This is a genomic window from Halanaerobium sp., assembly GCF_003070835.1.
On the sequence record NZ_QBLR01000073.1, the window covers coordinates 1 to 14,771 of the forward strand.

Annotated in this window: 15 protein-coding genes; 2 read left to right on the forward strand and 13 right to left on the reverse strand. The window is 33.6% G+C overall.

The window, feature by feature from the left end; translation table 11 throughout:
• A partial coding sequence (locus CI949_RS09230) for an iron-containing alcohol dehydrogenase (RefSeq protein ID WP_290765540.1) occupies positions 1–1,147 on the reverse strand: 1,147 nt, incomplete at its 3' end.
• Between the two features lie 211 nt (positions 1,148–1,358).
• Here CI949_RS09230 and CI949_RS09235 point away from each other — a divergent pair.
• Positions 1,359–2,120, forward strand: a complete 762-nt coding sequence (locus CI949_RS09235; protein ID WP_089655180.1) for a DeoR/GlpR family DNA-binding transcription regulator — start codon at positions 1,359–1,361, stop codon at positions 2,118–2,120.
• Positions 2,121–2,153: 33 nt separating this feature from the next.
• On the opposite strand, the gene CI949_RS09240 is transcribed toward CI949_RS09235, so the two are convergent.
• From CI949_RS09240 to CI949_RS09295, 12 genes are all read right to left on the reverse strand, one after another.
• Complete coding sequence (locus CI949_RS09240; RefSeq protein ID WP_073157082.1) at positions 2,154–2,543, reverse strand: sirohydrochlorin chelatase; 390 nt, start codon at positions 2,541–2,543, stop codon at positions 2,154–2,156.
• Positions 2,543–3,844: a glutamate-1-semialdehyde 2,1-aminomutase gene (hemL, locus tag CI949_RS09245; RefSeq protein ID WP_073157080.1), complete on the reverse strand. Its 1,302-nt coding sequence runs from the start codon at positions 3,842–3,844 to the stop codon at positions 2,543–2,545. The genes CI949_RS09240 and hemL overlap by 1 nt, the downstream gene beginning before the upstream one ends.
• A 29-nt stretch (positions 3,845–3,873) precedes the next feature.
• Positions 3,874–4,503 carry a hypothetical protein gene (locus CI949_RS09250; protein WP_073157077.1) on the reverse strand — a complete coding sequence of 210 codons (630 nt, stop codon included), beginning with the start codon at positions 4,501–4,503 and terminating at the stop codon, positions 3,874–3,876.
• A gap of 35 nt (positions 4,504–4,538) precedes the next feature.
• Positions 4,539–5,513 (reverse strand): porphobilinogen synthase, encoded by a 975-nt coding sequence (gene hemB / locus CI949_RS09255; RefSeq protein WP_073157074.1) that lies wholly within the window; start codon positions 5,511–5,513, stop codon positions 4,539–4,541.
• Positions 5,514–5,563: 50 nt separating this feature from the next.
• Positions 5,564–7,141: a uroporphyrinogen-III C-methyltransferase gene (gene cobA, locus CI949_RS09260; RefSeq protein WP_073157072.1), complete on the reverse strand. Its 1,578-nt coding sequence runs from the start codon at positions 7,139–7,141 to the stop codon at positions 5,564–5,566.
• Between the two features lie 15 nt (positions 7,142–7,156).
• Complete coding sequence (gene hemC, locus CI949_RS09265) at positions 7,157–8,086, reverse strand: hydroxymethylbilane synthase (protein WP_159429250.1); 930 nt, start codon at positions 8,084–8,086, stop codon at positions 7,157–7,159.
• 1 nt (position 8,087) lies between these two features.
• Entirely contained in the window at positions 8,088–8,846 is a 759-nt protein-coding gene (locus CI949_RS09270; protein ID WP_073157066.1) for a bifunctional precorrin-2 dehydrogenase/sirohydrochlorin ferrochelatase, read from the reverse strand.
• A gap of 3 nt (positions 8,847–8,849) precedes the next feature.
• On the reverse strand, positions 8,850–10,151 hold the full coding sequence (gene hemA, locus CI949_RS09275; protein ID WP_073157063.1) for a glutamyl-tRNA reductase: 1,302 nt from the start codon (positions 10,149–10,151) through the stop codon (positions 8,850–8,852).
• A gap of 107 nt (positions 10,152–10,258) precedes the next feature.
• The gene (gene asrC, locus CI949_RS09280) at positions 10,259–11,236 is read right to left on the reverse strand and encodes a sulfite reductase subunit C (protein WP_073157060.1); all 978 of its coding nucleotides are present in this window, start codon (positions 11,234–11,236) and stop codon (positions 10,259–10,261) included.
• Positions 11,237–11,312: 76 nt separating this feature from the next.
• Positions 11,313–12,128 (reverse strand): anaerobic sulfite reductase subunit AsrB, encoded by an 816-nt coding sequence (gene asrB / locus CI949_RS09285; RefSeq protein ID WP_073157057.1) that lies wholly within the window; start codon positions 12,126–12,128, stop codon positions 11,313–11,315.
• The gene (gene asrA / locus CI949_RS09290; protein ID WP_073157054.1) at positions 12,128–13,156 is read right to left on the reverse strand and encodes an anaerobic sulfite reductase subunit AsrA; all 1,029 of its coding nucleotides are present in this window, start codon (positions 13,154–13,156) and stop codon (positions 12,128–12,130) included. The genes asrB and asrA overlap by 1 nt, the downstream gene beginning before the upstream one ends.
• A gap of 53 nt (positions 13,157–13,209) precedes the next feature.
• Positions 13,210–14,010, reverse strand: coding sequence for a formate/nitrite transporter family protein (locus CI949_RS09295; protein WP_073157051.1), 801 nt, complete (start codon positions 14,008–14,010; stop codon positions 13,210–13,212).
• Between the two features lie 212 nt (positions 14,011–14,222).
• Here CI949_RS09295 and CI949_RS09300 point away from each other — a divergent pair.
• On the forward strand, positions 14,223–14,771 hold a 549-nt coding region (locus CI949_RS09300), incomplete at its 3' end, for a cyclodeaminase/cyclohydrolase family protein (protein WP_290765570.1).

Consider the following 14,771-nt stretch of genomic DNA (forward strand, 5'->3'; position numbering starts at 1 on the left):
CCTGTTCAACTGTCCCTTTTCTGGGATTAGTTCCTGCATTACCATCTTCTAATGCATATTTGGCCATTTCTTCAAAATCTTCTTCTTTAATATCAAATTCTGATTCACTTAAAGAAGTAGGAATTCCAATATCTTTTGCAAGCTGCTTTATTGCCTCTAAAGATGATTCTGCAGCTTCTCTTGTTGACATATTATCAGTATTTACACCAAAAATTTCTGCTATTTTTGCAAAACGCTCTAATTTAGCACCTAGATTAAACTTTTCTACATAGGGAAGTAAGATTGCATTGGCAATTCCATGCGGCATATCATAAAATCCACCTAATTGATGTGCCATTGCATGAACATAACCTAAACCACCATTGTTAAAAGCAAAACCTGAAAGAACTGAAGCATTAGCCATATTTTCTCTTGCTTCAATATCTTGACCATTATAAACAGCATTTCTCAGATTTTCAGCTATCAGCTTCATTGCCTCTAAGGCTGCTGCATCGGTTAAAGGATTAGCACCTGTAGAAACATAAGTTTCTAAAGCATGAGTTAAAGCATCCATTCCAGTAGCTGCTGTAAGTCCAGCTGGTTTATCAACCATTAACTCCGGATCATTTATTGAAACATCAGGAGTATTTCTCCAGCTAACAATTACGAATTTCACATTTGGAGTCTGAGAAGTATCAGTAATTACAGCATGTCTTGTAACTTCACTGGCAGTTCCAGCTGTTGTATTAACACAGACCATCGGTGGTGTTTCATTTTCTAATTTCTCAATTCCTGCATAATCTTGATACAGGTCACCATCATGTGTTGCTGCTACCCCAATTGCTTTACCACAATCATGTGGACTTCCTCCACCAACTGTAACAATCATGTCACAATTTTCTTTTTCATAAATTTCTAATCCTGCATAAACATCTTTATCTTTAGGATTTGGAGTTACACCATCAAAAATAACATATTCCAATCCAACTTTTTTTAAATAATCTCCAACTATCTGAACTGGTCCAGATTCTAAACTGTTTAAATAATTATCAGTAACTAATAAAACTTTTTCAGCACCTAAAATTTTACATCTCTCTCCAACTACTTCAACACAACCGGCACCCATGAAATTAACTGTTGGTAACATATAATCGTAATACTCTGACATCAAAATTTCCTCCTTATATTTCGTGAATTATTTAACTTGAGTTAATTTTACTATATTGTGATAGTTTTTGCAAGTTTTTTATTAAAATATTTCAATAATGAGCACATATTTAACTTTTTTAGTTTAATCATTGCAAAAAACATCATAGTTCTTGATTGTATTTAAAAGAATTGTTAAAATTATAATTAGATATAAAAAGGGGAGATTAGAGATGCTGAAAGAAGAACGTTTATTAAAAATAATAAACAAACTTAATTTAACTGAAACTATTACGATTAAAGAATTAGCAAATAATTTTGATGTTTCAGAATCAACAATCAGACGTGATCTGGATGAACTAGAAGAAAAAGGTTATGTCAAAAGAACACATGGGGGCGCAATTTTAATTGAAAAATTTAATAACGAGTATAACTTCCTTAAAAAAACTAAAGAAAATATTAATGAAAAAACTGCAATTGCTAAATATGCAGCTAACTTAGTCAAAAATGGAGATATTATTGCCATCAATTCCAGCACCTTAACTTATTTGATGGCAAAAGAACTAAAAGCAAAAAATGTCAAAGTTGTGACAAATTCTGTTGATATAATTGTTGAATTAAGCAATAAAAATGATTATGATATCTCTGTTTTAGGAGGGGATTATTTCCATCTAGCCAGAACCATAGAAGGTCCGATAACAGAAAAACAGATTAGAGAAATGCATTTTGACAAAGCTTTTTTAGGGGTAAATGGAATTGATGTAAATCTAGCTCTATCAACCGCAAGTCCAATTGAAGCCAGCAGCAAAAAAGCGATGATAGACTGCAGTAATAAGAGTTATATTTTAAGCGAAAGTAATAAATTTGATAATGCTTCATTTTATAAAATAGCAGATTTTACAGATATAACTGCCATTATAAGTGATAAAAATTTAAGTGATAAGAAATTAAAAAAATATCAGCAGTATGCAAAAATAATTAAATCAAATTTATAACCCGGTCTAACCAGACCGAGTTATATTTTTTTACTATTTTCCTTTTAATATCTGACTAAAAATATAATGAGCAAAATCATCGGCAGCTGCAGGATGTTCTAAAATCTTATACTTTAACTTAGCATATTTAGTTTTTAGTTCTTCCATTCGCTCTGGTATATCTTTTCGTACATGATAACCCGCAAAAATAAAGAGGGGAAAAATATCAATCTGCTCATATTTTGAAGTCATTAAATTTTTAATAACTATTTCCAGCTGCGGAGAAGCAAATTCAAGGCAGGCTCCTTTAATCGCGGTATATTCGCTCTCCCTGCCTTCAGAATTGATTTTATTTAATTTTTGAATAAAATCTTTAAATTCCTGATTGCTTTCTTTTCGTTTGCTGCCGTGACTGACTACAACTAATGCTTTTTTGTCTGCCATTATAATTCCACCTTTAACTTTTTTAGAACCTGATAGTTAGCCTCAATGGTTTTATCCAGATCTTTGTCACTTAGAGCTAAAGAAATAAAGTTTGCTTCAAACTGAGAAGGAGGTAGATAAATTCCGGCCTCTATCATTTCTTTAAAATAAGCTGCAAAAAGCTGCTGATCACATTTTTTAACATCCTGATAATTTTTAACCTTTTGCTCAGTAAAAAACAGAGTAAACATTGAGCCCACCCGATTAAAATATGCCGGAAAATCAAGTTTTTCAATATTTCTTTTAAAGCCTTTTTCCAGTTTTTCTGCTTTTGATTCTAATTGAGAATATATCTTTTTATTTTTCAATTCCTTTAAAGTGGCCAGACCTGCCTGCATGGCCATTGGATTACCTGATAAAGTTCCCGCCTGATAAACCGGGCCAGCAGGAGCAATATAATTCATAATCTCTTCCTTCCCTGCATAAGCACCAACCGGCATACCTCCACCAATTATTTTTCCAAAAGTACTTAGGTCAGGTTCAATTCCATAGATTTCCTGAGCACCACCGCGGGCCAGACGAAAACCGGTCATTACCTCATCAAAAATCAAAAGAGCTCCGTTTTTGCGGGTTATTTTTCTTAGAAATTCCAAATAACCAGCTTCAGGGGCTATGACACCCATATTTCCGGTTACAGGCTCTAAAATTAGACCTGCGATTTCCGAAGCATATTTGGCAAAAACTTTTTCAACAGCCTCTTGATCATTATAAGGAACTACTATTGTTTCCTCTGCTGTATTTTTAGTCACTCCAGGACTGCCTTTAATACCAAGTGTTGCAACTCCAGAGCCTGCATCAACCAACAAACTGTCTCCGTGGCCGTGATAACAGCCTTCAAGTTTAATAATCTTATCCCGACCGGTATAACTACGTGCCAGTCTAATCGCACTCATGGTAGCTTCAGTTCCTGAATTAACCATCCTTACTTTATCCACTGCCGGATAAAAATCTACTATCAGCTCTGCAATTTCTGTTTCAATTTCAGTTGGAGCTCCAAAACTTGTACCATTTTTAAGCTGTTTTTTTAATTTATTAATTACCTGAGGTGGATTATAACCTAAAATCATTGGCCCCCAGGAATTTACACAATCTAAGTATTTATTACCATCAATATCATAGAGATAAGCTCCATCTCCTTTTTCAATAAAAATAGGATCCATCTTTACAGCTGAAAAAGCACGGGCCGGGCTATTGACTCCACCCGGAATTACCTTTTGCGCTTTTTTAAAAGCTTTGGCTGATTTTTCTCTTTTATTCCCCATAAAAACACCCCTTAACTGATAAATTTTTATTAAGCCTGCATTACTTTTTTGATTTCTTCTTTTATAGAGCTGAATTCCTCTTTTCTATCTTTCTTCTGCACCTCATAAAAGTCATTTATCCTGATAGTTATTTTATTAAAAGGAAGTGGAATTTTTAATTTATCCCACCTGTTTTTTAAACTGAAGCTGTACTTTAGATCAATATTCAAAGGAAGAATCTTTCTTTTTGAAAAAAGAGCCATAATCATGGCAAACTCTTTAATCTCATGTTCTGGTCCGCTTGGTCCATCAACTGAAAGCAAAAGATTAGCATTATTAATTTTATTTATCTGACTTTTTAACTGAAAAATATAATTACCATCTGCAGCTGAGTCAGGAAGCCTCATAACATCATAGCCAAAATATTTGCTGATTCTGCTGATTACCCCACCTCTTTTGTTTTTTGTGGTAACAATATTTAATTTTTTACCTTTTAAAAAAGGATAATAAGAATAGCTGTCACCGTGCCAGATAAAAACAACAAATTTTTCCGGATATTCTGCTTCTAAATAATCTAAATTCCCTATTTTTTCTACCGTACTTGTTTTATAAACAAAGTCTATATAATAATATAAACAGGCACTTACAAACTTTTCTTTGAGCTGTTCTAATATTTCCATAGCAACACCCCTGCCAATTATTAGCTCTCACTTATTTATTTTTCATTTAGCCACTGAACAGCATTATCAGCCCAGTATGTAATAATAATATCCGCACCCGCTCTTTTAATTGAAGTTAAAATTTCTAAAGCAACACTTTTTTCATCAATCCAGCCCTTTTCTGCTGCAGCCTTTACCATAGCATATTCACCACTGACATTATAAGCGGCAATAGGCATATTGAAATTATCACTTGCTCTTTGTATTATATCTAAATAAGAAAGAGCTGGTTTAACCATTATGATATCTGCACCTTCTTCAATATCAAGCTCCATCTCTCTTAAAGCTTCATCAGAATTTGCAGCATCCATCTGATAGCTTGAGCGGTCCCCCTCTCCTGGAGCAGAATGAGCAGCATCTCGAAAAGGTCCATAAAAAGCTGAATGATATTTAGCAGAATAAGCCATAATAGCAACTTCTTTAAACCCATTTTGATCCAGAGCTTCTCTGATTTTGCCGACTCTCCCATCCATCATATCTGAAGGAGCAATCATATCAGCACCAGCTTCAGCATGAGAAATTGCTATTTTTGCCAGTCGGCTTAGGGTTGCATCATTTTTGATTTCACCATTTTTAAGTATGCCACAGTGTCCGTGATCTGTATATTGACACATACAGAGATCAGTTATAACTAAAAAGTCAGAAAATTTTTCTTTTATTTGTCGAACTGCCTGTTGAACTATCCCATCCTGCTGCCAGGCACTGGAACCTTCTTGATCTTTATATTTTGGTAAGCCAAAAAGTATAATTCCTCTAATTCCTAAAGCAATTAAATTCTCAATTTCTTTTTCTAACTGATCCAATGATAAATGATAATTATCCGGCATTGAAGGAATCTCTTTTCTAATATTTTTCCCATGCACTACAAATAATGGTTTAACAAAATCTGCTGCTGATAATCTGGTTTCTTTCACTAAATCTCGTATATTTTTAGAACTGCGTAGACGTCTTGGTCTTTTCTTTAAATTCATTAAAATTCCTCCTGGATAATATATTAATCATATTATAATATTTTCATTATTTAAGAATAATATTTTAAAATTGCAGTAAACAAACCTTCAATAGTGTATTCTTCAGCTGCGATTTTTAGATTAAGTCCATAGTCTTTAGCCCTTTCAGCTGTTACAGGACCAATACAGGCTGTTGGAATCTTTTTTAACTGTTTAAATATTTTTGAGCGGTTAATTTTTAATGAATCTTTTTGCTGATTTTCAGCTTTAATTAATTGTTCCAGTCCCTTAATGAAATTGTCAATGGTTGAAGAACTGGTAAAGGTTAATAAATCAAGATCTGCTTTTTGGATCAAATTCAAAACATTTTTATCTAAAGAAACTGCCTTGGTTCTATAAGCTTCAACATTGTTGACCTTTGAACCTCGTTTTTTAAGTTCTTTTTCTAGCAGCTGAGGTGCTATATCCGCTCTAGGTAGTAAAAAAGATGCATCTTTAAAATTAATTTTTCCTATACTTTCTAGTTTTTCTAAATACTCTAAAATACCTGCTGTTGAATAATCTTCTGGAATGAAATCTGATCTTATTCCATTTACCTTTAACTCTGCTGCTGTTTTAGAGCCAATGGCTATGATATTCATTCCAGCCAAAGCTCTTAAGTCAAGCTTTTTGAAATCTAAAATCTGCATGAAATATTTGACTCCATTAACCGAAGTAAAGATTAAATGTGTATATTTTTTTAAATTTTTAATCGCCTGTTTTAGTGACTCATCATTTTTAGGCGCTTTAATTTTTATTGTTGGAGACATAATTGCGTTACCCGCCTCCGATTCTATCATCTCTACAAAAGACGATGCCTGTTTTCGAGGACGAGTGACCAAAATATTTTTTCCAAGTAATTTTTTATTTTCAAACCAGCTTAACTTATCTCGTAAATTAACAACTTCTCCAATTACAATTACTGCTGGCGGCTTAAAATTGGCCTGTTCAACTTTCTGAGCAATATCACTGAGAGTACCCGTAATTGTCTCCTGTTCAGAGCGGGTTCCCCAGCGGATAAGTGCTACCGGTGTTTCCGGGCTTTTTCCAGCAGCCAAAACTCTTTCTACAATCCTAGCTAGTTTTCCTACCCCCATTAGAACTACCAGAGTATCAACTGCAGCAGCAATCTTTTCGATTTCAATTGTACTTTCTTCTTTATCAGCTGCCTCATGACCTGTAATCACTGCAAAAGATGAGGACAAATGTCTTTGCGTTAAAGGGATCCCTGCATAAAGTGGCACTGCTATCGAAGAACTTATACCGGGAATTATTTCAAAATCAATTCCAGCATCTTTTAGTTTTATAGCTTCTTCTCCTCCACGACCATATATAAAGGGATCTCCTCCCTTAAGTCTACAGACTGTTTTGCCAGCATTAGCTTTTTTGATCATAAGATCTTCAATTTCGTTTTGGGTATAATGATGATTTTTTGCTTTTTTACCAACATAAATTTTTTCTGCCTTATCAGAAGCATACTCTAAAAGTCGATTATTTGCTAGTCTGTCATATAAAATAACATCTGAATTTTCAATTGCTTTTTTAGCTTTTAAAGTTAAAAGAGCCTGATCACCTGGCCCGGCACCAGTTAAATAAACTTTTGCTGTCATATTTTTTCTCCTTAATTATTTCTTTTCTTTTGCTAAGATTTCTACTGCACCTGCATTTTTTAATTGCACTGCTAAGTCTCTTCCCAGTTTTTTAACAGAATTTAACTCTAGTTTTTTAGTACTAATACTTCTTTTTATTGTTCTGCTGCCATCTAGTTCACCAGCAGCTGCTGTTAACTTTAAAATCCCATTTTTAATTATAGATTGTGCTGCCAGAGGGGCATGACAGCCAGCTTCCATTTCTTTTAAAAATGCATGTTCAGCCCAGACTTCTAAAGCTGTATTTTTATCTTCAGCTTTTTTTAAAATTCTTTTGAGATTAGTACTCTCTTTCCGTATCTCAACTACTACTGCTCCCTGTCTAGCAGCTGGCAGACAAATATCAGCCGATAAATATTCTGTAATCTGTGCTTCTAATCCCAACCTTTCTAGCCCAGCAGCAGCCAAAATAACCCCAGCTAAATTATGAGTTTTAATCTTTTTTAATCTAGTTTCAATATTACCTCTAATAGGAATAATTTCTAAATCAGAGCGATAAGCTAAAAGCTGAGAACGCCGACGCAAACTCCCAGTTCCAAGCCTTGCTCCTTCCGGCAGTTTAGATAACTTCTTTTCTGCACCTGCTAGTACATCAAGTGGATTAGCCCGATCAATAACTGCTGCTACTTCTAATTCTGAAGGTAACTTTGTCGGCAGATCTTTAAAACTATGTACTGCCAAGTCTATCTCTTCTTCGAGCAAAGCTATTTCAATCTCTCTTACAAATATTCCTTCTACATTGATCTCGGAAAATTTTTTATCCTTTTCCCGATCACCTGTTGTAGAAATTTTTTTGATCTCAAATTTAATTTCTGGAAACTTATTAGATAATTTTTCTTTAACTATTTGAGACTGTTTTAAAGCCAAATTGCTGTCACGAGTACCTATAATATATTTATCTTTCAAATTAATCATCCTTCAATTTTGCAATTATTTTGTTTATTTCAGTTTCAATACTGTCAGAAAGTAGTTTGAATTTGTTTTCGGTTAAATTATTTTTATTATTTATAAATTCATCAGTTTCTTCAATATTTAATAAATTCAAATCAAATTGATCAATGATCATTCTTATCTTATTCAAAAATTGATCAGATGCCAGCTCTTTAAAGATTTTTTTTCTGACTGAAATCTCATCAATTTCTGCAATGATTAGGGATCTTTTTTTCTGCATTATTTCTAATAAAATTTGATATTCCACGCCAAATTCTTGTTCAATTTTCTTTCTGATATTTTGAGAAAGGGCTGGTAGATTAGAGCCACTGGAAACAGTTAAAAGTAATTCCCCTCTATTAACCGCTGCCGGAACAGTGAAATCTGAGATATCAACTGCATCACTAATATTAGCCAAAATATTCTTATTTCTGGACAAAAAAGCAATTCTTTCATTTAACTGGGAGTCATTAGTAGCAGCAAAGACTAAAAAAATTCCACCTAAATCATCTTCTCTAAATTTACGCTCAATAAATATGTATTGATCTGATTTTTGCTCAAAATAAGGTGTGAATTTTGGGCTAAACTCCGGGCTTACAACTTTAATTTGCGCTTTAGCTTGAAGCAGTCTTTTGAATTTACGAAATGCTACTTTGCCTGCCCCTACAATTAACACCTTTTTCTCTTTTAAATTTAAGTTTATTGGATAAAATCTCAGTGTACTTCCCCCTCTCAATAATCATTCATTATCCACTCCAACTGCAAAAATTGTTTTTACGGCTTCCAATTTATCTTTTTTATTCTTCTCATTTTCTACTGCTAGTTCTTTAAGCCCTACGGTCGGCTGATGTAATAATTTATTTAAAAGTCTATGGCCTAACTGTTCTATAATTTCTTCGGCTTCAAGTTCCGAATTATGCAGCAGATGAAGTGCTCTTTTAACTTCTTTTTCTTTAATAGTCCGAGCATCCTCGCGCATTTCCTTAATCAATGGAACACATCGCCTCTCACGTAACCATTTCTGAAAATTATATTTTTCCTCTTCGATAATAGACTCTGCTTTATCAACCTCATTTTCTCTTAAATTTAAATTTTTATCAATAACTTTTTTTAGATCATCAATATTATATAAATGTACACCAGGCAGGTTTTCAACTTCTTGGTCAATATCTCTTGGCATTGCAATATCAATTAAAAACATTGGCCCATGTTTTTTCATTATAACTTCTTGTAAATCTTCTTTATGCAATACGGTATGAGGAGCTGCAGTTGACGCAATGATAATATCAACTTCTCCTACTCTTTGCTTAAACTCTTCCCAACGAATAACTTCTCCACCATATTCGGCAGCTAGTTTTTGTCCGTTAACATAAGTACGATTTGCTACCAGGATGCCCTCTACTCCATAATTCAATAAGTTTTTGAGTGTCAGTTCAGCTGTCTTACCAGCACCCAAAATCATTACTTTTTCTCCATCAAGGCTACCAAAAATATCCCGGGCCAGCTCAACTGCTGCATAACTTACTGAAACAGCTCGTTCATTTATCTTAGTTTTAGTTCTTACCAGTTTACCGACTTTAATTGCCTCTAAACAAAGCTGATTCAAATAGGAAGCGGTTAAGTCTTCTTTTTTGTATTCTTTAAACTGATTTTTTATCTGAGCCAGAATCTGATCTTCTCCTTTAACTAAAGAATCCAGGCCAGCTGCTACCCGATATAAATGTTCCACTGCCTTTAGATCATGATACTGATAAAGATAATCATTTAAATCATTGTTTTCATATTTAAAATGGCCTTTGAGAAATTTTTCGATCAAATTAAAAATATCTTCTTTTAAAGATTTTCTAGCTGCTGCTTCTTTTTCAGAGTAAATATATATTTCAAAACGGTTACAAGTACTTAAAATAAAAAATTCTTTAAAACAGTTTTTATTCAGTTTGAAATTTAATTTATCCTTAATTTCATCAGTTTTTTGAGAAAGCTGATCTCTAATTGAAATTGGAGCTGTTTTATGATTAATTCCTGAAACCAATAGCTGCATCAAAGACCTCCCTTTGTTTCATTTATGTTTATTATATTATATATTTGTACCAGGTACAAGTGATAGAATTCACTTGTACCTGGTACAAAATGATAACAAACTACAGCTTATATTCTTTCTCCAGTCTGATATCCGTTCCAGTTAATTTTATCTGCTACCTCACATTCGGAATTTAAATCTACTCCATCTAAAATTTCTTCTTTAAACTGAGGATAACCGGTGCGGTCAACAATATAGCCAACATGCTCCTTTGTCAGACTGGTATCAATATGTCTTTCTATATAATCATAAACATTATCAACAATGGAAATAACCACCTCTCTGCTGGCCCACTTTAAAAAGGGTTTTGCCAGACGCGGATTCTTTTTTCCTGTTCTTCCCATAATTACTACTTTATAAAACTTTTCTCCTCTTTCCCATGCATTTGTAGGACACTGCAGAATACATTCACCACAGCCGATGCAGCGATCTTCATCTCTAACTACTCTTTCATTTTCGAAAGTTAAAGCAGAAGTAACCCGCTTTTTGCAGTTGTCTACACAGGCTTCACAGCCAATACACCTCTCCTGATGATAAATTGGTTCAACCATTCCCAAAATTCCAAAATCCTGTAGATGTCCCTTCATACAATCATTTGGACAACCAGAAAGAGCTACTTTAACATGATAATCATTGGGAAAAATAGTTTTCTCAATCTCCTGGGCCATCTCTGTAGTATCATAATTAGCATAACGGCAAACTCGATTACCAATACAGGCAGAAACATTACGAGTTCCTGCTGCCGGATAACCTTCTCTGGGATCAGTGATTTCAACTCCAATATCTTTTTCCATACCTTCCAAAATCGCTGCAATCTTTTTATTTACTTCCTCAAAGTCTGAAAAAGATATTCCGGGCACCTCAAATCCCTGCCTGGTTGTTATATGTATGTCTCCATTCCCATATTCTTCAGCAATTTCTTTAATCAGAGAAAAATATTCAGCTTCAATATGACCACCAGGGACTCTTATTCTTAAAGCAGTAACTTCTCTGTCTTTGGTTATTCTAAAGGCATTCTTTTTAATTTTTTTAGTATTGAATGACATAATTACCTCCTGTGAATAATTTTAGCTAAAAACAAAATATTAAGCTTATAATACATATTAGAAAAATATATTAGTTTTAATCTTTAATTTCTTTAACATCAGCATAATTATAAACCGGGCCATCAACACAAACATATGAATCTTCAATTTTACAGTGGCCACACTTACCCAAACCACAGTGCATCTTCCGCTCATAAGAAACCCAAATCTGATCATCCGGAACTCCCAGTTTCTGAAACTCAATAATTGAATATTTCATCATTGGAGGTGGACCGACAACTATAATTTCAGTATTTTCTATATTATCCAGGTGCAGTTCTGCAATATGTTCTGTAATTAAACCAACACATTCACCCCAAATATCACATGTCTGATCTACAGTTAATAAAACATCAAAATTTTCTCGCCAGCGCTTAATATCCCTCTCAAATAATAAGCTCTGAGCATTTTTAAAACCGGCCAAAACTTCAAAATCACTAAAATCATCTAAATTATTATTTGCATATTCAATTAAACTGCGGACAGGAGCAAGCCCGGTACCACCAGCAGCAACAATAATATTCTTATCTCTGTAATTTTCTAATTTAAAACCGTTTCCATAAGGTCCCCGCAGATACAGGTGATCACCTTCCTGCAGCTCATGTATTTTATCAGTCAGCTTTCCTACTTTTCTGATAGTTAACTCCAGCCACTCATCTGTAAAATTGCTGACAGAAATTGGAGCTTCACCATAACCTGGAATTGAAACTTCCAAAAACTGACCAAAATTAAGATTAAAATCTGACTCAAGTCTAAAGGTGTATTCTACCTCAGTTTCTTTAAATATTTTTAAAATTTCTGCTTTATGTGTTAAGTATGGATTGATTTTTCTTTTTTCAACTGCTGTATTCATTATGCTCCCTCCTCAACTATTTGGGATAATTTGTTGATACATTTAGAAAATGAAATATATTCAGGACAGACATCATCACAGCGGCCACAACCTACACACATATCAAAATCAAAACGCTCGGCAAAATCGTAAATTTTGTGCATTGTTTTATAGCGCATTCTGTCACCATGTTCTTCTCTAAAACTGTGTCCCCCCGCCATTTCAGTAAAACCATCAATATGACAGCCAGCCCAGCGGCGAAAACGCTCTCCACTCTTTTTATTCTCATCATATAATACATCCTTAACTGTAAAACAGCTGCAGGTTGGACAGGATGTGTTGCAGCGTCCACAGGCTATACAGCGCTCACTATATTCTGTCCAGAGTTCATTTTCAAAAACCTCATTTGTTATTTTATCTTTATCAGGTAAATTAACTTTAATCTTATTTTCCTGTATAAACTGGGCTTCAAAATTTATTTTTTCAAAATCATTTACATCAGTAAAATAATTATTTTTTAATTCTTGATCATTTAGCTTAAATGAAATTCCGTCTTCTCTAAACCGCAGAAAAGCTGAATAATCATCTCTTTCTACCTCATTGCTGTCCATTGAAACACAGAAGCAGGAATCAAAGCCTTCAGTACATTCGATAACGAAAAATTTAACTTTTTCTCTTAAGCGCTTATAATAAATATCTTCTTCCGGTCCATTTTCCAAAAATATCTTATCGAGTCTCTTAAAGGCATTACGGTCACAGGGTCTCAAGAAAATAATATATTTTTCTTCATCCTCTGAAGCCATCTTCTGTTCTCCATCCATAAAATGAAAAAGAGTTTCTCTAATTGGAAAAACAATTTCTTTGGCAGAATATTTGCTTTTTTTATTAAGCTCAATATCATCCAGATTATCTATTAAATCATATGTAATCAGATCATTGGCAGAATATGTTCCTTTATTTTCTTTTCTTACTGGAGCATAAATCTGATATTCCTGCTTCAGCTCACTTAAAAGCTGATTGAATTTTTCTTTACTTAAATTATAATCCATTTTATCTTCCTCCTTAGTCTCTTTAATTAGTCATTATATTTGAACCTTAAATTTTAAGCAGCACTTTTAGAACTCTTTAGTTCTTTTTCTCCACTGGAGGCATACCAATAAAGACCGGCTATTAATACCGCACCTCCGATTATATTACCAGCAGTTACAAAGGATAAATTACGAATATATCCTACTAAAGTTATCTGAGCTGAGTGAGGCAGCATTAAGCCCATTGCCAGAAGAGTCATATTGGCAATACTGTGTTCAAATCCACTGCCAATAAAAGCAAATAAACACCAAAAAATTAAGGATAATTTGGCCATCTCATTTTTGCTTTTAATTGCAGTCCAGACAGCAAGGCAAACCAAAATATTGCATAGAATTCCTCTAAAAAATAATTCCCCAGCAGGAGCAGTCATCTTTGCTGCAGTTGAGCTTAATATAAAATCTGAAATTGGAGCTTCAGAAATTAAACCTGATTTAAAAATCATCCAGGCAGTAAATAATGAGCCTATTAAATTGCCAAAATAACAGTAAAACCAGAGCTGCAGCATTTCAGTTAATGATATTTTTTTATCCAACCAGCCGATCGTCATAATTAAATTATTTCCGGTAAAAAGCTCAGAACCGGCAAAAAGAACTAAAATTAAAGCTACAGCAAAAGAAGCTCCCATAGTAACCTTAGTAAATGGGGAGCCAGCTGCATTTAGTGGAGCTCCTATTGAAAAAATTAACATAATTCCCAGTCCCACAAAGCTGCCGGCAAAGGCTGAAAAAATTAAGTATTTTAGCTTATTATTTTTCAAATAATTAACTTTTTTTACGGCAGCATCACCAACAGATTCAATATTTTCTCTGTACAAACTTATCATTCCTCCTATGTGAACTTTATTACTATTTATGTGATTATTTTAACAGGGATAGTCAAGTTTTTCTGTGATGTTAATCACAGTGGTTATAGTATGTTTTGTACCATATGTTTTGTACCAGGTACAAGTGAATTCTATCACTTGTACCTGGTACAAATATATAATATAATAAATATAACATCACAATAATAGAGAGGTGTTGTATTATGTATTCCGAAAAATCTATTCAAGAATTTTTAGATGATTTAAGTTCAAGTAACTCTATTCCCGGTGGCGGCAGTGCAGCTGCCTTAAGTGGCGCCTTAAATGCAGCTGTTATCAGCTTTATTGCTAATCTTACAATTGATAAAGAAAAATATAAAGAAGTTGAAGCAGAAGCCAAAGAAATCCTAGCTGAAAGTGAAGAATTAAAAAAAGAAATGTTGTTAATGATTGATCAGGACAGTAGAATACTTTCAGATATATTGGACAGCTATAAAGCTGGAGACAAAAATAAAGTTAAAACAGTCTGTCAGGATGCTGTAGAATTTTCAATGGATATGACTAAAAAAGCAGTTAGATTAATGCGCCTCAGTCTAGAAATTAGTGAAATTGGAAATAGAATGCTGGCCAGTGATTTTGAAGTAGCAGCTTACATAGGAGATGCGGCAGTTAGTAGTGCAATTGCTAATGTTAAAATCAATCTTAAAAGCCTTGACAATCAGGAATATAAAGAAAATATAAAAAATGAATATTTAAAATTAAAAAAAGAAAGT

Coding starts and splice junctions, on each gene's coding strand:
- CI949_RS09235 (WP_089655180.1), top strand. CDS start 1,359: ATGCTGAAAGAAGAACGTTTATTAAAAATAATAAACAAACTTAATTTA.
- CI949_RS09240 (WP_073157082.1), bottom strand. CDS start 2,543: ATGGCAGACAAAAAAGCATTAGTTGTAGTCAGTCACGGCAGCAAACGA.
- hemL (WP_073157080.1), bottom strand. CDS start 3,844: ATGGGGAATAAAAGAGAAAAATCAGCCAAAGCTTTTAAAAAAGCGCAA.
- CI949_RS09250 (WP_073157077.1), bottom strand. CDS start 4,503: ATGGAAATATTAGAACAGCTCAAAGAAAAGTTTGTAAGTGCCTGTTTA.
- hemB (WP_073157074.1), bottom strand. CDS start 5,513: ATGAATTTAAAGAAAAGACCAAGACGTCTACGCAGTTCTAAAAATATA.
- cobA (WP_073157072.1), bottom strand. CDS start 7,141: ATGACAGCAAAAGTTTATTTAACTGGTGCCGGGCCAGGTGATCAGGCT.
- hemA (WP_073157063.1), bottom strand. CDS start 10,151: ATGCAGCTATTGGTTTCAGGAATTAATCATAAAACAGCTCCAATTTCA.
- asrC (WP_073157060.1), bottom strand. CDS start 11,236: ATGTCATTCAATACTAAAAAAATTAAAAAGAATGCCTTTAGAATAACC.
- asrB (WP_073157057.1), bottom strand. CDS start 12,128: ATGAATACAGCAGTTGAAAAAAGAAAAATCAATCCATACTTAACACAT.
- asrA (WP_073157054.1), bottom strand. CDS start 13,156: ATGGATTATAATTTAAGTAAAGAAAAATTCAATCAGCTTTTAAGTGAG.